Below are 17957 nucleotides of genomic sequence, written 5' to 3' on the forward strand. Positions count from 1 at the left end.
TCGGCCAGCAGCGCCCGGGTGCGCCGGGCCGTCCGGCCGGTGCCCCGCCCAGCGGCGCCGTCTCGGGCGCCGCGCCCGCGCTTCCGTGGGAGGCCGGTGGCCCGGCAGCCCCGCCGTCGGTGCCCTCGGGCGGTGCGCCCGCGGCCCCCGGCTCGCCGTTCCCCGGACGTCGTGGCGCCCCGGGCGGTCAGCCCGTCCCCGGTGCCCCGGGTGGTCCCGGCTCCGGTCAGATCGGCGGCCCGGGGCAGATGGGTGGCCCCGGTCAGCAGCACCCCGGTTCGCCCGGCCAGTTCGGTGCCGGCCCCATCGCCCCGTCCCGTACCTCCCGCCGTGAGGCGGAGGAGGAGTGGGAGGAAGAGGACGAGGGCCCCCAGTACACCTGGCTGCACTACATCATCCTGGTGGTCGTGGCGTTCGTGCTCGGCCTCCTGATCTGGAAGCTCGTGCTCGAGGGGGACAGCCCCGGGTACCCGACGGACCAGGCGGCGGCCCTGCTGGGCACCCTGCCGGGCGGGCTGCCCGGCTTCATGGGAGGTAATGCGGCATGACGGCGACCGAGCGGGCCACGGAGCTCGCGATCATCGCGGCGCGGGCGGCGAGCGACATCAAGGCGCAGGAGATCATCGCGCTCGACGTCAGCGAGCAGCTCGTGCTGACCGACGTCTTCCTCATCGCGTCGGGCGCCAGCGAGCGTCAGGTCTCCGCGATCGTCGACGCCGTCGAGGAGGCGCTCTTCAAGGAGGGTGTCAAGCCGATCCGGCGCGAGGGCAAGTCCGAGGCGCGGTGGGTGCTCATCGACTTCGGCGACGTGGTGGTGCACGTGCAGCACGCCGAGGACCGGACCTACTACGCGCTCGAGCGCCTGTGGAAGGACTGCCCGGCCATCCCGCTGCCCGAGGACGCCCAGGGCGGCGGCGACGCGGCGGAGTACCGCGACCCCGACGACGGCGCGATCCACCTGGCCGGGGACTCCCGCCTGTGACCGCAGGAACGATCGTGCTGCTGCGTCACGCGCGCACGGCATACAACGCCGGCCTGCGCCTGCAGGGCCAGATCGACATCCCGCTCGACGAGGTCGGCCGCTGGCAGGCGGAGCAGGGCGCCACGGCGCTGGCCGCGTCGCACAAGGCGTCCCTCGTGGTCTCCAGCGACCTGCAGCGGGCCCGGGACACGGCCGTCGCGTACGCACGGCACCTCGACCTGGAGGTCGTGACCGACGCCGGGCTGCGCGAGCGGTCGTTCGGCGAGTGGGAGGGGATGACCGACTCCGAGATCGCCGGGCGCTGGCCCGAGGAGCACGCCGTCTGGCGCAGCGGCGGCGAGCCCGAGGCGAACGGTGTGGAGTCCAAGGCGGTCACCGCCCGGCGCATGGAGGAGGCGGTGCTGCGGCACGCCGGGTCCCTGGGCTCGGGGGAGACGCTCGTGGTGGTCTCGCACGGATCGGCGATCACGCAGGCGATCACCCGCCTGCTGGGTCTCGAACCGGCGACGTGGCGCGGGCTGCACGGCCTGCACAACGTGCACTGGTCGCACCTGCGCGCTTCCGGGCCGGGGGCGGTCCCGGCGTGGCGCCTCGTCGCGCACAACGTGGGGGCCGGGTACCCGCTCGACACGTGGCAGTCCGGGCCCGAGGCCCGGCAGTGACCGAGCGCACTCCGGTTTGAATTTGGTCCCTGGCGTCGGTCTGCATAGACTAACGACGCTCGCCCGGCCGAACAGCTGGGAGAGACCAATCTGGGGCTGTGGCGCAGCTGGTAGCGCACCTGCATGGCATGCAGGGGGTCGGGGGTTCGAGTCCCCCCAGCTCCACCCGCTGAAGGCCGCTGATTCGCACGAGGGTGCGAATCGGCGGCTTTTCTCGTTCCCCGGCTCGAGCCCGCACGTGGGTTCAACCCGGGTGTGTCGACGATCACCACCGCGTCCCGTCCAGGTCCGTTGACCTGAACCGCGGTTGAGGTTCTAGCGTCGGAAGCACTCGACGAGAGGACTCGGAAATGCCCGTCTACACCCTGCCTGACCTGCCCTATGACTACGCCGCGCTCGAACCGCACATCAGCGGGCGGATCATGGAGCTGCACCACGACAAGCACCACGCCGCGTACGTGGCCGGCGCCAACGCCGCGCTCGACGCGCTGGCCGGGGCCCGGGAGAGCGGCGACCTGGCCGCGGTGAACCTGCACGAGAAGAATCTCGCGTTCAACCTGGGCGGCCACACCAACCACACCGTGTTCTGGAACAACCTCTCGCCCGACGGCGGCGGGGAGCCCACGGGCGAGCTCGCGGCGGCGATCGCCGACCAGTTCGGCAGCTTCGCGGCGTTCCAGGCGCACTTCGCCGCCACGGCCACCGGCATCCAGGGCTCGGGCTGGGCGGTGCTCGGCTGGGACAGCATCGGCGGGCGGCTGCTGGTGTTCCAGCTCTTCGACCAGCAGGCGAACGTGCCGCTGGGGATCACCCCGCTGCTCATGCTCGACATGTGGGAGCACGCGTTCTACTTGGACTACCTCAACGTCAAGGCGGAGTACGTGAAGGCGTTCTGGAACCTCGCGAACTGGGCCGACGTCGGCGCGCGGCTCGACCGGGCGCGGGCGACGACCGGGGGTCTCCTCACGCCGGCGTGACCGCGGCGCCGGCATCGCGGCACGGGCGGAAACAGAAGAGCCGGGACATCCACGATGTCCCGGCTCTTCCGATCGGTGGAGCTGGGGGGACTCGAACCCCCGACCCCCTGCATGCCATGCAGGTGCGCTACCAGCTGCGCCACAGCCCCGAACGGTGTTCGCCCAGGTGGGCGAGCGCCGTCAGTCTAGACCGATCCCGGCCCGGAGACCAAAGCGGGGGTGCCGACCACCGTGAACGGCGCCCGCAGCAGGTCCGCGTCGCGCGACGACGAGCCGACGAGCAGCTCGAAACCGCCCGGCTCGACCACCCGGTCGCCGGCGCTGTTCACGATCGTGCAGTCCGCCACCGGCAGGTCGAGCTCGACCTCGACGCTCCGTCCGGCGGCGACGTCGACCTGGCGGTAGGCCTTGAGCTCCTTGTCGGTCCAGCTCACGGACGTCACGGTGTCGCTGACGTAGACCTGTACCGTCTCGCGCGCCGGGCGGGTCCCGGTGTTGGTCAGGGTCACCCGGGCGCGGACGGTGTCGTCCGGGCCCAGCTCGGCGTCCCGCACCGTGAGGTCGGAGTACTCCACCGTGCTGTAGGACAGGCCCTGGCCGAACACGAAGGCGGGCTCCTGTGTCAGGTCGGCGTACCGGGAGCCGTGCTGGCCGCGGATCTGGTTGTAGTACACCGGCTGCTGGCCCACGTGGCGGGCGAACGAGATCGGCAGCCGGCCCGACGGCTCGACCAGCCCGAGCAGCAGCTCGGCGACCGCCCGGCCGCCCTCCATGCCCGGGTTGGCCGTCCAGATCACCGCTGCGGCGTTCAGCACGGACTCCGGCAGCACGAGTGGCTTGGACGCCATGACCACCACGACCATCGGCGTCCCGGTCGCGGCCAGCGCGTCCAGGAGGGCGACCTGCCCGCCCACGAGCTCCAGCGTCGCGGTGGACTTGTACTCGCCGACCAGCTCGACCTGGTCGCCGACCACGGCCACGACGTGGTCGGCGGCCTGCGCCTGGGCCACGGCCTCGGCGATCAGCTCGGGGTCGGGGTCGCGGGGGACGGCGATCTTGGGGCGGGGCTGGCCGTCGGGCAGGGTGTCGCCCTCGGGCGGCGAGACCAGCGTGACGATCTCGGCGCCGAGCGCACTGGTGACCGTCCAGTCCTGCGGCGTCAGGGTGCGCAGCCCGTCGAGCACGGTGGTGATCATGTCCCGCGGGTGCCCGTCGGGCAGCCAGTCGGCCTGGCCCGAGCTGCCGGCCCAGTCGCCGAGCTGGGCCTGGGCGGCATCGGCCAGCGGCCCGACGACGGCGATGCGCCGGGGCCGGTCGTCCGCGGGACCAGCCGCGCGGCCGCCGTCGTCGACGCCGGTGAAGCCGCCGGCGAACGGGAGCGCGGCGTCGGTGTTGCGCAGCAGGACCAGCGACCGCCGCGCCACGTCGAGGTTCACGGCGGCGTGCGCGGCGGAGCCGATGAGCGCCGCGTCGCGGTCGAGGGTGGGCCGGCGCGGGTTCTCGAACAGGCCGAGCTCGAACTTCAGCGTCAGGATCCGGGCCACGGCGCGGTCGAGGTCGGACTCGGCGAGCAGGCCCTGGTCGATGGCCTCCTGGGCGCCCTCGAAGAACTGCGGGGTGGTCATCACCATGTCGTTGCCGGCCCGGACGGCCGCTGCCGCGGCGTGGGCGTGGTCGGGCTGGACCTTCTGCTCCCAGACCATGCGGCCCACGTTGTCCCAGTCGGTGATCAGCGTGCCGGTGTAGCCCCACTCGCCGCGCAGCACGTCGTTGAGCAGCCAGTCGTTGATCGTGATCGGCACGCCGTCCATCGACTGGTAGCCCAGCATGAAGGTCGCGCAGCCCTCCTTGGCGACCCGTTCGAACGGGGGCAGGAACCAGGACCGCAGCTTGCGCCGGGAGATGTCCGCCTCGGACGCGTCGCGCCCGCCCTGCGTCTCGGAGTACCCCGCGAAGTGCTTGGCGGTGGCCAGGATCGCCGTCGGGTCGGACAGGCCGGAGCCCTGGTAGCCGCGCACCATCGCCGAGGCGAGCTCGCCGATCAGGTACGGGTCCTCGCCGAACGTCTCGTCCACCCGCCCCCAGCGCAGGTCGCGGGCGATGCACAGCACGGGGCTGAAGGTCCAGTGCACACCGGTCGCGGACGCCTCGACGGCGGTGATCCGCGCGGCCTGCTCCACCAGCGCGGGGTCCCAGGTCGCGGCCATCCCGAGCTGCGTCGGGAAGATGGTCGCGCCCTCGAAGAACGAGTGCCCGTGGATGCAGTCCTCGCCCACCAGCAGCGGGATGCGCAGCCGGGTCTGCTCCACCAGGTCGTGCGCGAGGCCCACCCGGTGCGGCGAGGTGTGCAGGATCGATCCCACGTGCTTGCGCAGGATGTCGCCCTCGTAGTCACCGCGGGCGTCGAGCTGGAGCATCTGCCCCACCTTCTCCGCCACGGACATCCGGGCCAGCAGGTCGGCCACCCGCTCCGCGACGGGGAGGCCGGGGTCGAGGTAGGCCTGTGCCGGGGCGGACGTGTCGTGGACGCTGGTCATCGGGCGCTCCTGTCGGTCTGTGTTCGCACGCCGGAAACCTACCAGTCGCTAGGTAAGGGCCGCTGGGTCGTTCACATGCTGTGGTCCGGCCCGCCGGCCGGCCGCTACTGTCCCTGGTACGGAACCTTCCGATCCGGGGCCCTCGGTACGGGGCCGACGCCGGATCCCCGACCCGCGAGGTGCCCATGGCCGACAAGACCGACCTCAAGAAGACCCTCGACGCCTACCAGGCCAAGCGGGACCAGTTCCGGGTCGTCGACGTGCCCGACCTGCGCTATCTGATGATCGACGGGCACGGCGACCCGAACACCTCGCCGGCCTTCACCGAGGCGGTCGAGGCGCTGTACCCCGTGGCCTACACACTCAAGTTCGCCAGCAAGCGCGAGCTCGGGCGCGACTACGTCGTCATGCCGCTGGAGGGCCAGTGGTGGGCCGAGGACATGGACGCCTTCACGACGGCGCGCGACAAGTCCCGCTGGGACTGGACGCTGCTGATCCTGGTCCCGGACTGGACGGACCAGGAGGCCTTCGCCGCCGCGGTGGAGCAGGTCCGGGCCAAGGGCGGCCCGGCCCGGCTCGACGACGTCCGCCTGGAGACCCTGTCCGAGGGGCGCTGCGTGCAGACGCTGCACGTCGGTTCCTTCGACGCCGAGGCGGCCACGCTCGCGCGGATGCACGACGAGTTCATCCCGGCCCACGGCCTGCGCAGGACGGGCAGGCACCACGAGATCTACCTCAGCGACTTCCGCAGGGTCGCGCCGGAGAAGCAGCGCACGATCCTCCGGCAGCCGGTCGAGCCGGTCGAGGCTTCCGCTGGGTAGCGCGGTTCGGTCCTCGGTCCCTCAGCGACCGGCTTCCACGGTGTCGGCTCCGACGGCGTCGGCCAGTGCGCGGACCACCGCGCGTGGCGCCGCGTGGGTGCGCACCTCGACTCGGTGCACCAGCCGCGGGGCGCCGATCGGCACGACGGCAAGTCCGGCGGGCGGCACGCCCGCCGGTGCGGCGTGCAGCCCGTGGCCGGCGCGGACGAGCGCCGCGACGGTGTGCGCCGAGGTGCCGGAGTAGGCGGCGCCCCGGCGCAGCGGGAGCCGGGCCGCGGACGCCAGCTCCGCCGTCGAGCAGGTGGTGCCGACCGTGTCGAGCCAGCGGGCGTCGACGAGTGCGGCCAGGTCGAGGCGCTCGCGTGCCGCCAACGGGTGGTCGGCCGGGAGGAGCACGGCGATCGGCGCCTCCGCCATGACCCGGACCTCCAGCTCCGGGCTGGATCCGGGCAGCGGGTCGCCCGGTGCGGCGATCCCGTCGACGACGGCGACATCGGCCCGGCCCGCGGTGAGCGCGGCGCTCGCGCCCGCGGCGTCGTCCACCGTGACGGCGGCGAGCCGGCCGCCCATCGGTGCGAGGTGCTCCGTGGCCGGGGTGAGTGCCACCGAGACGGGCGCGTCCTGGTCGCGTCCGAGCACGCGTCCGACGGCGGCGCGTGCGGCCTGCTCGTGCGCCAGGATCTGCCGGGCGTGCCGCAGGAACTCCAGGCCGGCGGGGGTCGGGGTGACGGTGGGGCGCCGGGTCAGCAGCGGCGTGCCCGCCGCCCGCTCGAGCCCGGCGACGTGCTGCGAGACGGCGGACTGGGTGAATCCCAGCCGGGTCGCGGCGCGGGAGAAGGAGCCGGTCTCGGCGACGGTGGCCAGGCTGAGCAGGGCACGGGTGTCCACGAGGCCCAGTATCCCGCGTGCATCAGCAATCCTGATCCCGGCATCGCCGATCATCGTTGGACGTGATGCTCGGGCGGGCTCCAGCATGAGCGCATGAGTCCAGCACGCATCGCTCTCGTCGGCGACCGCTCCACGGCGGTCCGGGCCCACGAGCGGATCCCACAGATCGCCGCCCGGTACGACGACGTCGACCTGCACTGGCTGGCGACCACCGACCTGGTGCCCCACGAGGCCGCGGCGTTCGACGGCGTCTGGGTGGTCCCGGGGTCGCCGTACGCCGACGAGGACCGCGTGATCGATGCGATCCGGGCCGCCCGGACCGGCGGCGTGCCGCTGCTCGGCACGTGCGGCGGTTACCAGCACATGGTGCTGGAGCTCGCGCGCAACGTGGCGGGGCTCGCGGCGCGGCACGCGGAGAGCGCGGGCGGTGGTGGGGGCGGTCGGGCGGCCGGCGGTCCGGCGTCGTCCGCGCTGATCACCGAGCTGGCCTGCTCGCTGAAAGGGCGCAGCGGCCAGGTCGACACCCAGCCCGGCACGCGGGCGTCGGCGGCCCTGGGCGAACGGAGCTTCGAGCGCTTCCACTGCTCCTTCGGGTTGACGGCCGCCGACGCCGCGCCGCTGGTCGAGGCCGGGCTGGTGCTGTCCGGGACGAGCCCCGAGGGCGAACCGCGCGTGGTCGAGCTGCCGGGGGAGGCGTTCTGGCTGGGCACCGCGTTCCAGCCCGAGCTCGCGGACGCACAGCCTCACCCCGTGGTCGACGCGTTCGTGACGGCGGCCCGCGAGCGGGCAGAGGCGGGCCGATGAGGTACGTGACCGTGCCGGGGTACGGCGGCTCCGGCGTCGAGCACTGGCAGACGCACTGGGAGCGCGATCTGCCCGCGACCAGGTTCCGGCCGGCGTCGTGGGACACCCCCGACGCCCGCGACTGGGCCGACGCACTGGACCGCGTGGTGGCGGACGGCGAGGGGCCGGTGGTCCTCCTGGCGCACAGCCTGGGCTGCCTCGCGGTCGCCTCGTGGCTGGCGGAGGTCCCGCGACGGGACGGCCGTGGGTCGGGCGGGCGCCGGCGGGACGGGCGCGAGCCGGGCGAGGTGGCCGGCGCGCTGCTCGTGGCCGTCCCCGACCCGGCCGGGCCGGCGTTCCCGGCCGGTGCCACGGCGGGTGGGTTCCGGGCGGTCCGACGCCGGCTGCCGGTGCCGGTCACCGTCGTCGTCTCGGACGACGACCCCTACGCGTCCCCCGCCTGGGTGCGGGGCCTGGCGGCGGTCTGGGGAGCCGAGGCGGTCGGGATCGGCCCGGCCGGGCACGTGAACGGCGCGAGCGGGCTCGGTGTCTGGCCCGCGGGGCGGGAGATCTTGCGTCACCTTGTCCGTCCACGGCCTCCGGCCAGCGCGACGAGCGCCGCCGCCACGAGCGCGACGGCTGATACGGCGAACGCCGTCGTGTAGCCGGCCGCGGTGGGCAGCCCGGTGCCCGCGAGCGTCGTCGCGCCGACGACGGCGGTCGCGACCTGCGCCCCGAGGGAGCCGCCGATGGTCCGCACGATGGTGTTCACGCCCGTGGCCTCCCCGGTCTCGTGCAGTTCGACGGCGCCGACCACCACGTTGGCGAGCGACGAGAAGGCGAAGCCGATGCCGACGCCCAGCACGCCGGCTCCCGTGGCGACGGCCCAGGGGTGCTGGTGCCCCACGGCGAAGGCCGCGAAGCCGACCGCGCCGATGGCGCAGGCCGCGACCAGCGTCGCGGTGAACCCGATGCGCGGGCCCAGGCGCCCGGCGAGCGGTCCGGCGAAGAGCATGGTCACGGCCATGGGCAGGAGGTAGAGCCCCGACTCGGTCACGGTGGCGCCGAACCCGTACCCCGCCTCCGCGGGGGTCTGGACGAGCTGCGGCACCAGGGTGAACGCGCCGTACATGCCGAAGCCGATGATCAGGGCGGTGAGGTTCGCGGTGACGAGCGTCCGGCGGCGCAGCACGCGCAGGTCGACCAGCGGCGCGCTCAGGCGCGACTCCAGCACCACGAAGCCGGCGAACGCGGCGACCGCCACGGCGGCCAGGGCGACGACGACGCCGGGTGCCCAGAGGCGGGACTGGCTGATCGCCAGCAGCAGGGCCGTGAGCGTGACGGTCAGCACGCCGCCGCCGGCCCAGTCGACCCGGCCGCCGAGCCCCGGGAGGTCGCGGGCGACGAACACCGCGACCGCGACCAGGGCGAGGACGACCACGACGAGCGCGGCCCAGAACAGCCACGGCCAGCCGAGCGCGTCGATGATCGGGCCGGGCACCACCAGGCCCACCCCGAAGCCGATGCCGAAGATCGCGCTGACGGTGCCGATCGCCACGGGCACGCGGTCCCGCGGGAACGTCTCGCGCACGATCCCGAACGCCAGCGGGAACGTCCCGGCGCCCAGCCCCTGCACCGCTCGGGCGGCGACGAGCACGCCGATCGACCCGGGCAGCGCACCGGCGAGGGCGGCCAGCAGCGTCCCGGCCGCGAGGATCGCCAGGCTCACGAGCAGCAGGCGGCGCTTGCCGAACATGTCGCCCAGGCGGCCGATGAGCACCGTGCCCACCGACGACGTGAGCAGGAACGAGCTGATCAGCCACGCCGTCGTCGTCGGCGAGACGTCGAGCTCTCGCTGCAGGTCGGGCAGCGCCGGCACGACCATGGTCTGCAGCAGGGAGAACGAGAGCACCGCCAGCAGCAGCGCGACGAACGGTCCGGCGGTGCCCTGGCGGGCCGCCTCACGAGTTGATGTCATAGCGACATCATTACATCATGTAACGACTGGCTGATAGTGTCGCCCCGTGGAACAACCCGCGGGCCGACCCCCGACGCTGCTGGGCCTGCCCTCCTATCTCGCCGGGCATGTCTCGCGCATCGGCCACCGCGCGCTCGTCGCGAACCTCGCGCGGCACGGGCTCCGGCTGCCGCACTTCGCGGTGCTCACGGGGCTGCACGACCTCGGCCCGCTCAGCCAGCACGAGCTCGCCGACCGGCTCGGCCTCAACCGCAGTCACCTGGTCGGTTACCTCGACCGGCTCGAGGAGGCGGGCCTGGTCAGCCGGGTCCGCGACCCGGGGGACCGCCGCCGTCAGCAGGTACGGCTCGAACCCCCGGGCGAGCGCCTCGCGGCCGAGCTGATCGAGGGCGCCCGCGTCGGCGAGGCGGCCGACCTGGCCGTGCTCAGCACGGAGGAGCTGGCGACGCTGACGGACCTCCTGCGCCGGGTCCTGCTCGCCGACGACGCCGCGGCCGACTCAGCGAGCGTGCCGCCCGCCGGCGACTGACGGCGACCGGCGGCGACCGGCGGTGCCAGCCGGGACGCTCAGCCCCGCAGCTCCTCCACGGAGGCACCCGGCTGCTCGGTGAGCTCGGCGGCGTCCTGCGTCGCGGCCCAGGAGGCCAGCAGGGCCAGGCCGTCCGCCGCCGGCGAGCCCGCCGGCGCGGTGTAGACGTTCAGCACCAGCCCCGGCTCCGACGGGAGCTCCATCGACTCGAAGGTCAGGTCGAGCTGCCCCACCACGGGATGCCGCAGCCGCTTGAACCCGCTGCGGTGCAGGCGCACGTCGTGCGAGGCCCAGCGCCGGCGGAACAGCTCGCTCCGCGTGGAGAGCTCGCCGACGAGCTCGATCAGCGCCGGGTCGTGCGGGTTGCGCCCCGCCTCCAGGCGAAGGTACGAGGCGGAGTCCTTGGCGATCCGCTCCCAGTCGACGAAGAAGTCCCGGGCGGCGGGGTCCAGGTAGACGAACCGCGCGGTGTTCGCCGGACGGCGCGGGTCGGCGAGGACCGGCGCGTACAGGGCGCGAGCCAGGCGGTTCATCGCGACGATGTCGTGGCGCCCGTTGCGCACCCACGCGGGCGCGTCGCTGATCGCGTCGAGCACCTGCTGGACGGCGGGGCGCACCGTCGTCGGCGCCCGGCCCCGCCGGGCCTTGCCCGAGCCCGCCGAGCGGGCCAGCGTGAACAGGTGCTCGCGCTCCGCCTCGTCGAGCTGCAGCGCCCCGACCAGGGCGTCCAGCACGCCGTCCGAGGCGCCGGACAGGTTCCCGCGCTCCATCCGCACGTAGTAGTCGACCGAGACGCCGGCCAGCATCGCGACCTCCTCGCGGCGCAGGCCCTTGACCCGCCGGTTGCCGCCGTAGGCGGGCAGCCCGGCCTGCTCGGGCGTGAGCCGGGCCCGCCGCGAGCTGAGGAACTCGCGGACCTCGGCGCGGTGGTCGATCTGTCCCATGCCCCCACGGTAAGCCGACCCCTGCCGACGTGGGAGGCACTGGCGTTACCCGGAACGACCGGGACTCCCCGGAATGCGCGCCACGCGGTGTGCTGGGGGCGACGCACCAGGAGAGGCAGCATGCACACCACGGCAGCACCCCGCGTGGGCACCCCCACGACGACCGGCACCACGGCGATCCTCGCCGTCATCCTCATCAGCTACTTCATGATCCTGCTCGACAACTCCGTGATCTTCACGGGCCTGCCGAGCATCCGCGCCGACCTCGGCCTCGACCCCGCCACGCTCTCCTGGGTGCAGGACGCCTACACCCTCGTGTTCGGCGGCCTCCTCCTGCTCGGCGCCCGCGCCGGCGACCTCCTGGGCCGACGGCGCCTCCTCGTCGCGGGGCTGGCGGTCTTCGGCACCGCCTCGCTGCTCATCGGGCTCGCCCCCACCGGCTGGTGGATGATCGCCGCGCGCGCTCTGCAGGGGGTCGGCGCCGCCGTCGTCGCCCCCACCTCCCTCGCCCTGATCACCGCGCACTTCGAGGGCCCCGCCCAGGCCCGCGCGGTCGCCTGGTACAGCGCGACCGCCGGGATCGGCGCCAGCCTCGGGCTGGTGGTCGGCGGGGCGCTCGCGGACTGGGTCTCGTGGCGCGCGGCGTTCCTCGTCAACGTGCCGATCGCGGTGGTCATGATCGTCGTGGCCCGGCGGGTCCTGGCCGAGACCGAGCGGCGCCCCGGCCGCTTCGACGCCGGCGGCGCGGCCGCCGCGACCCTCGGCACGGGCGCGCTCGTGCTCGGGATCATCGAGTCGGGCGAGCGCGGCTGGGCCTCGCCCGTGACCCTGGGCGCGCTCGCGGCGGGCCTGGTGCTGCTGACCGTCCTGGTGCTGCACGAGGCACGGACGGCCCACCCGATCATGCCCCTGCGGCTCTTCCGCAGCCGGGAGCGCAGCGGTGCCTACGCCGCCCGGCTGCTCTTCCTGGGCGCCATGATCGGGTTCTTCTACTTCACCACCCAGTACCTCCAGGACGTGCTCGGCCTCAGCCCGCTGCAGGCCGGCCTCGGGTTCTTCCCGATGACGCTGGTCAACTTCGCCGTGGCGCTGGCCGTCCCGCGGCTGCTGCGTAGGATCCCCGGCGCCGTGCTGCTGGCCGGTGGCCTGGCGCTCACGCTCGCCGGCCTGGCCTGGCTGAGCCGCGTCGGCCCGGACGACGCCTACCTCACCGCCGTCGCCCTCCCGATGCTCCTCGTCGGGGCCGGTCAGGGCCTCGCCTTCGCGCCGCTGACGAGCTCCGGCATCGCCGGGGTCGCGCCCGAGGACGCCGGGGCGGCGTCCGGCCTCGTCAACACCGCCCACCAGCTCGGCATGGCGCTCGGCCTGGGCGTCCTCGTCGCGGTCGCGGCGCACGCCGGCGGCGGGTCGGACGCCGCGGGGTCCGGTGCCGGTCCGGATGTGGCCGCGCAGGTCGCCGTGCAGGTCAGCGCGGCTCTGACCGGTGCCACGGTGCTGGTCGCGCTGGCGCTGGTCGTGGTGCTGGTGGTGCTCCTGCCGGCGCGGCGACCGCGCGCCTGACCGGCTGGCCGACCGGCCACACGGCCGCCGTCGTCCGCCCTGGCATCCACCCTGGGGACGACGACGGCGTCCACCCTGGGCCCGATGCCGGCGGCGGCTCTGCTCGCTAGCGTCGTGGCCATGACCTCGACCGCCCGGAGCGCTGCCGACCGGACCACGACCACCCCGACCCGCTCCGCCCGCGCGGGCCTGTCCCACCCGGTGGCGCGCGCCGCGGTCGTCGTGGTCCTGAGCTTCGTGCTGGGCGGGCTGACGTCGTACGCCCAGGGGTTCCTGCCGGACGCGTTCGCGTCGTTCGCCAACTCGGCCAGCGGTTGGACGGTGCTCACGGCCCTGCTCGTCTTCTGGTCCCGGCCGCGCACCGCGCCCGCCGCGGTGCTCGGCGCGGTGAGCTTCGTGCTGCTCGTGCTCGGGTACACGGTGGCGTCCCAGGTGCGGGGCTACGTGTACGACCCGCTCCTGTTCTCGGCGGTGGGCGTGGTGGCCGGCCCGTTCGTGGGCGTCGCCGCGTCCTGGTTGCGTGCCACCGGCGTCCGGGCGGCGCTCGGCACCGCCCTGCTCGCGGGCATCGGGGTGGGGGAGTCGGTGTACGGGCTGACGGTGGTCCGGGAGACGACCAGCCCCGTCTACTGGACGGTGATCGGCGTCGCCGGGCTCGCGCTCCTGGTGGGGCTGCTCGTGCGCCGGGTCCGCGGCACGCTGCCGGTGGGCCTGGCCGCGGGGGGCACGGTGCTCGTCGCGGCGGCCTTCTGCCTCGCCTACTCGAGCCTGTAGGAGGCTCCGGCTTGTCGGCGTCGCCTCGGAGCGGCGGTCTGCCCGGCTGGTCGCGGCCTAGGGCGCGACCGCCGGGTGCGTGGGGCCCGGTTCCTGTGTTCCGGGCAGGGTCGTCGCTGGTCCGAGCACGGAATGTTGTTTGAGAATCGTTCTCACTTCTGGTTGACTCCTCCTCGGTAACGAGAATGATTGTCATTCTAGATGGAAGGAGCGGGCGGCCCAGGCCGCCCGACCGATGATGAGAAATCACCCCACCCGCGCGGCCGCAGGCCTTGGCGCGGCACTGTCCCTCGTCCTGCTCAGCGCCTGCGCCGCGGAGGGCGCGGCGTCGGGCTCGGCCTCGGAGCCGGCCGGCGCCGGCGAGCACGAGGAGCACGAGTCGCCCGACGCCACCGAGGCCCAGGCGCGCACGCCCCGCGTCGCGGTCACGTACGACGGCGGCGTCCTGGTGCTGGACGCGATGAGCCTCGAACCCGTGGGCGAGATCGAGCTGGAGGGCTTCACCCGCCTCAACGCGGCGGGCGACGAACGGCACCTGATGGTCTCCACGACCGGCGGCTTCCAGGCTCTCGACCTGGGCTCCTGGGCCGAGGCCCACGGCGACCACTCCCACTTCTGGACGGCCGAGCCGACGCTCACCGACGTCGCCTACGAGGCGACCGAGCCCGGCCACGTGGTGGTCCACGAGGGCCGCACCGCCCTGTTCGACGACGGCACCGGCCTGGTGCGCGTGCTGGACTCGGCGCACGTGGCCGACGCCGACGCGGCGGCTCGCGAGTACACGACGCCGTCCGCCCACCACGGCGTGGCCGTCGAGCTGACCGACGACACCCTGGTGGTCTCCGAGGGCACCGAGGAGGCACGCACCGGCATCCGGGTGCTCGACGGCGACGACAAGGAGATCGCGGCGTCCGACGAGTGCCCCGGGGTGCACGGGGAGGCCGTGGCCGCCGACGAGGCCGTCGTCATCGGCTGCGAGGACGGCGCGGTGGTCTACGCGGACGGCGAGATCACCAAGGTCGAGTCCCCGGACGCGTACGGCCGCATCGGCAACCAGGCCGGGACCGAGGAGTCGCCGGTCGTGCTGGGCGACTACAAGACCGACAAGGACGCCGAGCTGGAGCGGCCCACGCAGGTCTCGCTGATCGACACGCGGACCGGCGACCTCCAGCTGGTCGACCTGCCGTCGTCGTACACCTTCCGGTCGCTCGCGCGGGGCGACGAGGGCGAGGCCCTCGTGCTCGGCACGGACGGCCAGGTGCACGTGATCGACCCGGAGTCGGGCGAGCTGACGACGTCGATCCCGGTGATCGACGAGTGGGAGGAGCCGGCCGAGTGGCAGGAGCCGCGGCCCGCGATCCTCGCGCTGGACGGCTCGGTGTACGTGACCGACCCGGCCACGAACTCGATCCACGCGGTCGACGTCGAGACGGGCGAGGTCTGGAGGTCCGCCGACCTCGGCGTCACCCCGAACGAGCTGAACGGCGTCACGGGCGGGGAGGCCCACGCCCACTGACAACGCGCTGAGTGCTGGATTTTCGCCCTTCCCGAGCCTCGGGAAGGGCGAAAATCCAGCACTCAACGGGGTGGTCGGGGTCAGGGCTGGGCGAAGAAGGTGCGGATGTCCGCGACGACCTGGTCCGGGACCTCCATCGCCGCGTAGTGGCCGCCCGTCGGGTACTCGGCCCAGTGCTCGATGCGGGCGTTGTCGCGCTCGGCGAAGGCCCGGATGGTCTTGAAGTCGTCGGCGAAGACGGCCACGCCGATCCGGCCTTGGCTCACCACCGGCTCCGCGCCGGACCGAGCCTCCGTGTAGTGGTAGCGCGTCGAGGTGGCCGACGTGTTGGTGAGCCAGTACAGGCTGACCTGCGCCAGGACCTGCTCGCGGGAGACCAGGCTGGTGCCGTTGCCGAAGCTCTCGAACAGCTCGTTGTAGGCGAGCTGCCCGACCGGCGAGTCGCTGAGCGCCGCGGAGACGGTCTGCGGGCGGGAGCCGTTCATCGTGTTGTACGCGCCCACGCTCTGGAACCACTGCAGGTGCTCCAGGGCCGCGAACTCCTTGGGGCCGAACCCGTCCATCTCGCCGTCGGCGCCCGACGGGAACGAGAAGAGCTGGAGCAGGTGCGCGCCCTGGAAGCCCTCGGGGTCGAGCACCGCCAGCTCGCGGCCGATCATGGCGCCGGCGTCGCTGCCGTGGGTGCCGTAGGACTCGTAGCCGAGCCGGCGCATCAGGGTGTCCCAGGTGCGGGCGACGCGGGCCATGGTCCAGGTCCCCCCGTCGGCCGGCTCGCTCAGCGGGGTGCTGAAGCCGAAGCCGGGGATCGACGGGACGACGACGTCGAAGGCGTCCTCGGCGCGGCCGCCGTGCGCGACGGGGTCGGTGAGCGGGCCGATCATGTCGAGGAAGTCGAGCACCGAGCCCGGGTAGGTGTGGGTCAGGAGCAGCGCCCGCGCACCCGGCTCGGCCGAGCGGACGTGCAGGAAGTGGACGGTCTGGCCGTCGATCTCGGTCAGGAACTGCGGGAACGCGTTGACGCGCTCCTCGACCGCGCGCCAGTCGAAGGAGGTGCGCCACTGCTCGACCGACTCGCGCAGGTAGGACTCCGGCGTGCCGTAGTCCCAGGAGTCGCCCGGCGCGGCCGGGGCGAAGCGGGTGCGGGCGAGGCGGTCGTTCAGGTCGTCGAGGTCGGCCTGGGGGATGTCGATGCGGAAGGGGCGGATGCTGGTGTCGTTGGTGTTCATGTCTCCGACACTACGAGGGGTTCAGGAACAGTTCTTTCCTCTATTCTGACGGTTTCCCGATCTTTTTTCAGATGCCGGTGAGGAGCCAGATGACGACGACGGCGGGGCGGCTGCTCGCCCTCCTGGGCCTGCTCCAGTCGCGTGCGGAGTGGACCGGGCCCGAGCTCGCGGCGCGGCTCGACGTCACCGACCGCACGGTGCGCAACGACGTCGCGCGCCTGCGGGACCTCGGGTACCCGGTCGACTCCGTCCGCGGGCCGGGCGGGCGGTACCGCCTCGGCGTGGGCGGCAAGCTGCCCCCGCTCGTGCTCGACGACGAGGAGGCGGTCGCCATCGCGGTCGGGCTGCGGGCCGCCAACACCGTGGCGGGCATCGAGGAGTCCAGCGCCCGCGCGCTGGGCAAGCTGGAGCAGGTGCTGCCGGACCGGCTGCGGAGTCAGGTCGCCGCGCTGCGCGACGCGACGGACGCCGGGCCGGTGAACACCGACAGCAACGTCGAGGACCCCGTCGTCGACCCGGCGCTGCTCACCGAGCTGGCCGCGGCGATCCGAGACCACCAGGGGCTGCGGTTCTGGTTCCGCGAGGAGCCGCGGGAGGTGGAGCCGGTCCGGCTCGTGGCGTGGCAGCGCCGCTGGTACCTCGTGGGGCGGGATGTCGGCTCGGGGCGCTGGGAGCCCTTCCGGGTGGACTGGCTGGAGCTGCGCAGGCCCGGCGGACGCCGCTTCACGCCCGTGGAGCCGCCGTTCGACCTGACCGAGTTCGTGGTGCGCGAGGTGGCCCGGACGGGCTGGGCGGTGCACACCCGGATCGTCGTGCACGCCCCGGCGCACGAGGTGCTCGACCGCATCAACCCGGCCGTCGGCACCGTGGAGCCGCGGGACGACACGTCCTGCCTGCTGGTCACCGGCGGGGACAGCATCGAGACGGTGGCCGTGTGGATCGGCATGCTCGGCCTCGACTTCACGGTGACCGGACCGCAGGGCCTCGTGGACCACCTGGAGGTGCTGTCCCGGCGGTACGACCGGGCGGTGCGGGGCTGACCCGCCCCTGGCCCTACCGCCCGGCCTGCCCGAGCATCCCCCGCAGCATCGCCCCGAGGATCCGGGCCAGGCGCGGCTCGACCTCCACCAGGGCGTGCGAGAGCCGCGGGTCGGAGCGGTAGAGCGCGGCGACCTCCGGGCCCGGCGTGGCGATCTGGTGGAAGGTGCCCGCCATCGAGGTGGCCGCCGCGACCAGGTCGACGCCGTCCTGCTCGGTGAGGACCGGCAGCGCGGCGCGGACCGCCGGGACGATCTGGCCCAGGCCGTCGCGCGTGGTCAGCTTGAACTCCCGCACCTTCTCGACCGACACGTTCCGTTCGAGGTTCAGCGGCGTCTGCGCGAGCAGGTCGCAGAACGTCCCGCGCTCCGCCAGGGTCGAGGCGAACGCGTCGGCGACGGCGTCGGCGATGTCGACGGCATCGGCGTCGGGCCGCGCGACGGCGCGCACCCGGGCGGCGAGGGCCGGCGCCCAGTCCTGCCAGCCCTCGGCGGTGAGCCGCAGGAAGATCTCCTCGCGCGTCTCGAAGTACCGCAGCATCGCGGACTTGTGCATGTCCACGGCGGAGGCGATGTCGGTGAGCGTCACCTCCCGGATGCCGCGCTCGGAGCCCAGCCGGCGGGCGGCGTCCAGGATGGCGGCCTCGCGCAGCAGCTTGGCCTCGGGGGAGCGGGCGCGCTGGAAGTCGGGAGTCGTCATGGTCACATCTTAGCGCAACGGGGTTGCGTAAGTTAGAGCAACG

General features: G+C 73.8%; 17 protein-coding genes, 2 tRNA genes and 1 pseudogene. 13 read left to right on the top strand and 7 right to left on the bottom strand.

Annotated features, from left to right (window positions below):
* The 5 genes and pseudogenes from QRN56_RS25170 to QRN56_RS25190 all read left to right on the top strand — a co-directional run.
* A pseudogene (locus QRN56_RS25170) lies at positions 1-548 on the top strand (hypothetical protein); the annotation flags it as partial.
* Positions 545-982, top strand: coding sequence for a ribosome silencing factor (gene rsfS / locus QRN56_RS25175; protein WP_285107939.1), 438 nt, complete (start codon positions 545-547; stop codon positions 980-982). The pseudogene QRN56_RS25170 and the gene rsfS, both read left to right, overlap by 4 nt.
* On the top strand, positions 979-1644 hold the full coding sequence (locus QRN56_RS25180; RefSeq protein WP_285107940.1) for a histidine phosphatase family protein: 666 nt from the start codon (positions 979-981) through the stop codon (positions 1642-1644). The genes rsfS and QRN56_RS25180 overlap by 4 nt, the downstream gene beginning before the upstream one ends.
* Positions 1645-1736: 92 nt before the next feature.
* Positions 1737-1809, top strand: a tRNA-Ala gene (locus QRN56_RS25185).
* A gap of 185 nt (positions 1810-1994) precedes the next feature.
* Entirely contained in the window at positions 1995-2621 is a 627-nt protein-coding gene (locus QRN56_RS25190; protein ID WP_285107942.1) for a superoxide dismutase, read from the top strand.
* 76 nt (positions 2622-2697) lie between these two features.
* On the opposite strand, the gene QRN56_RS25195 is transcribed toward QRN56_RS25190, so the two are convergent.
* A tRNA-Ala gene (locus QRN56_RS25195) sits at positions 2698-2770 on the bottom strand.
* 36 nt (positions 2771-2806) lie between these two features.
* A complete protein-coding gene (locus QRN56_RS25200) occupies positions 2807-5158 on the bottom strand; it encodes an exo-beta-d-1,3/1,6-glucosidase (protein ID WP_285107943.1) in 2352 nt (783 codons plus the stop codon).
* 185 nt (positions 5159-5343) lie between these two features.
* On the opposite strand from QRN56_RS25200, the gene QRN56_RS25205 reads away from it, so the two are divergent.
* On the top strand, positions 5344-5979 hold the full coding sequence (locus QRN56_RS25205) for a GyrI-like domain-containing protein (protein WP_285107945.1): 636 nt from the start codon (positions 5344-5346) through the stop codon (positions 5977-5979).
* 21 nt (positions 5980-6000) lie between these two features.
* On the opposite strand, the gene QRN56_RS25210 is transcribed toward QRN56_RS25205, so the two are convergent.
* Positions 6001-6867 (bottom strand): LysR family transcriptional regulator, encoded by an 867-nt coding sequence (locus QRN56_RS25210; RefSeq protein WP_285107947.1) that lies wholly within the window; start codon positions 6865-6867, stop codon positions 6001-6003.
* Between the two features lie 93 nt (positions 6868-6960).
* On the opposite strand from QRN56_RS25210, the gene QRN56_RS25215 reads away from it, so the two are divergent.
* Together QRN56_RS25215 and QRN56_RS25220 are read left to right on the top strand one after the other, a co-directional pair.
* Positions 6961-7671, top strand: coding sequence for a glutamine amidotransferase-related protein (locus tag QRN56_RS25215; protein ID WP_285107949.1), 711 nt, complete (start codon positions 6961-6963; stop codon positions 7669-7671).
* The gene (locus QRN56_RS25220) at positions 7668-8315 is read left to right on the top strand and encodes an RBBP9/YdeN family alpha/beta hydrolase (protein ID WP_285107951.1); all 648 of its coding nucleotides are present in this window, start codon (positions 7668-7670) and stop codon (positions 8313-8315) included. Before QRN56_RS25215 ends, QRN56_RS25220 begins: the two co-directional genes overlap by 4 nt.
* Here the strand turns inward: QRN56_RS25220 and QRN56_RS25225 are convergent.
* Positions 8228-9628: an MFS transporter gene (locus QRN56_RS25225; RefSeq protein WP_285107953.1), complete on the bottom strand. Its 1401-nt coding sequence runs from the start codon at positions 9626-9628 to the stop codon at positions 8228-8230. The genes QRN56_RS25220 and QRN56_RS25225 overlap by 88 nt on opposite strands.
* A 46-nt stretch (positions 9629-9674) precedes the next feature.
* Here QRN56_RS25225 and QRN56_RS25230 point away from each other — a divergent pair, with 46 nt between their 5' ends.
* Positions 9675-10157, top strand: a complete 483-nt coding sequence (locus QRN56_RS25230) for a MarR family winged helix-turn-helix transcriptional regulator (RefSeq protein WP_285107955.1) — start codon at positions 9675-9677, stop codon at positions 10155-10157.
* A 38-nt stretch (positions 10158-10195) separates the two neighbouring features.
* On the opposite strand, the gene QRN56_RS25235 is transcribed toward QRN56_RS25230, so the two are convergent.
* Positions 10196-11101 carry a helix-turn-helix transcriptional regulator gene (locus QRN56_RS25235; RefSeq protein ID WP_285107957.1) on the bottom strand — a complete coding sequence of 302 codons (906 nt, stop codon included), beginning with the start codon at positions 11099-11101 and terminating at the stop codon, positions 10196-10198.
* A gap of 120 nt (positions 11102-11221) precedes the next feature.
* On the opposite strand from QRN56_RS25235, the gene QRN56_RS25240 reads away from it, so the two are divergent.
* From QRN56_RS25240 to aztD, 3 genes are all read left to right on the top strand, one after another.
* The gene (locus QRN56_RS25240; RefSeq protein ID WP_285107959.1) at positions 11222-12661 is read left to right on the top strand and encodes an MFS transporter; all 1440 of its coding nucleotides are present in this window, start codon (positions 11222-11224) and stop codon (positions 12659-12661) included.
* Positions 12662-12781: 120 nt separating this feature from the next.
* Complete coding sequence (locus QRN56_RS25245; RefSeq protein ID WP_285107961.1) at positions 12782-13435, top strand: DUF6518 family protein; 654 nt, start codon at positions 12782-12784, stop codon at positions 13433-13435.
* A gap of 238 nt (positions 13436-13673) precedes the next feature.
* The gene (gene aztD / locus QRN56_RS25250; RefSeq protein WP_285107962.1) at positions 13674-14951 is read left to right on the top strand and encodes a zinc metallochaperone AztD; all 1278 of its coding nucleotides are present in this window, start codon (positions 13674-13676) and stop codon (positions 14949-14951) included.
* Between the two features lie 80 nt (positions 14952-15031).
* Here the strand turns inward: aztD and QRN56_RS25255 are convergent, their stop codons facing one another.
* A complete protein-coding gene (locus QRN56_RS25255) occupies positions 15032-16177 on the bottom strand; it encodes an epoxide hydrolase family protein (RefSeq protein ID WP_285107964.1) in 1146 nt (381 codons plus the stop codon).
* A gap of 89 nt (positions 16178-16266) precedes the next feature.
* Between QRN56_RS25255 and QRN56_RS25260 the strand changes: the two genes are divergently transcribed.
* Positions 16267-17217 carry a helix-turn-helix transcriptional regulator gene (locus QRN56_RS25260; protein ID WP_285107965.1) on the top strand — a complete coding sequence of 317 codons (951 nt, stop codon included), beginning with the start codon at positions 16267-16269 and terminating at the stop codon, positions 17215-17217.
* Positions 17218-17230: 13 nt separating this feature from the next.
* On the opposite strand, the gene QRN56_RS25265 is transcribed toward QRN56_RS25260, so the two are convergent.
* Positions 17231-17914, bottom strand: a complete 684-nt coding sequence (locus QRN56_RS25265) for a TetR/AcrR family transcriptional regulator (RefSeq protein ID WP_285107967.1) — start codon at positions 17912-17914, stop codon at positions 17231-17233.
* Positions 17915-17957: the final 43 nt, after the last annotated feature.

This window comes from Promicromonospora sp. MEB111, assembly GCF_030209445.1.
Classification (GTDB): Bacteria; Actinomycetota; Actinomycetes; order Actinomycetales; family Cellulomonadaceae; genus Promicromonospora.

Excerpts from the sequence above, each read along its gene's own strand:
- rsfS (WP_285107939.1), top strand. The coding sequence starts at position 545 with ATGACGGCGACCGAGCGGGCCACGGAGCTCGCGATCATCGCGGCGCGG.
- QRN56_RS25190 (WP_285107942.1), top strand. The coding sequence starts at position 1,995 with ATGCCCGTCTACACCCTGCCTGACCTGCCCTATGACTACGCCGCGCTC.
- QRN56_RS25200 (WP_285107943.1), bottom strand. The coding sequence starts at position 5,158 with ATGACCAGCGTCCACGACACGTCCGCCCCGGCACAGGCCTACCTCGAC.
- QRN56_RS25205 (WP_285107945.1), top strand. The coding sequence starts at position 5,344 with ATGGCCGACAAGACCGACCTCAAGAAGACCCTCGACGCCTACCAGGCC.
- QRN56_RS25215 (WP_285107949.1), top strand. The coding sequence starts at position 6,961 with ATGAGTCCAGCACGCATCGCTCTCGTCGGCGACCGCTCCACGGCGGTC.
- QRN56_RS25220 (WP_285107951.1), top strand. The coding sequence starts at position 7,668 with ATGAGGTACGTGACCGTGCCGGGGTACGGCGGCTCCGGCGTCGAGCAC.
- QRN56_RS25225 (WP_285107953.1), bottom strand. The coding sequence starts at position 9,628 with ATGACATCAACTCGTGAGGCGGCCCGCCAGGGCACCGCCGGACCGTTC.
- QRN56_RS25235 (WP_285107957.1), bottom strand. The coding sequence starts at position 11,101 with ATGGGACAGATCGACCACCGCGCCGAGGTCCGCGAGTTCCTCAGCTCG.
- QRN56_RS25240 (WP_285107959.1), top strand. The coding sequence starts at position 11,222 with ATGCACACCACGGCAGCACCCCGCGTGGGCACCCCCACGACGACCGGC.
- QRN56_RS25245 (WP_285107961.1), top strand. The coding sequence starts at position 12,782 with ATGACCTCGACCGCCCGGAGCGCTGCCGACCGGACCACGACCACCCCG.
- aztD (WP_285107962.1), top strand. The coding sequence starts at position 13,674 with ATGAGAAATCACCCCACCCGCGCGGCCGCAGGCCTTGGCGCGGCACTG.
- QRN56_RS25255 (WP_285107964.1), bottom strand. The coding sequence starts at position 16,177 with ATGAACACCAACGACACCAGCATCCGCCCCTTCCGCATCGACATCCCC.
- QRN56_RS25260 (WP_285107965.1), top strand. The coding sequence starts at position 16,267 with ATGACGACGACGGCGGGGCGGCTGCTCGCCCTCCTGGGCCTGCTCCAG.
- QRN56_RS25265 (WP_285107967.1), bottom strand. The coding sequence starts at position 17,914 with ATGACGACTCCCGACTTCCAGCGCGCCCGCTCCCCCGAGGCCAAGCTG.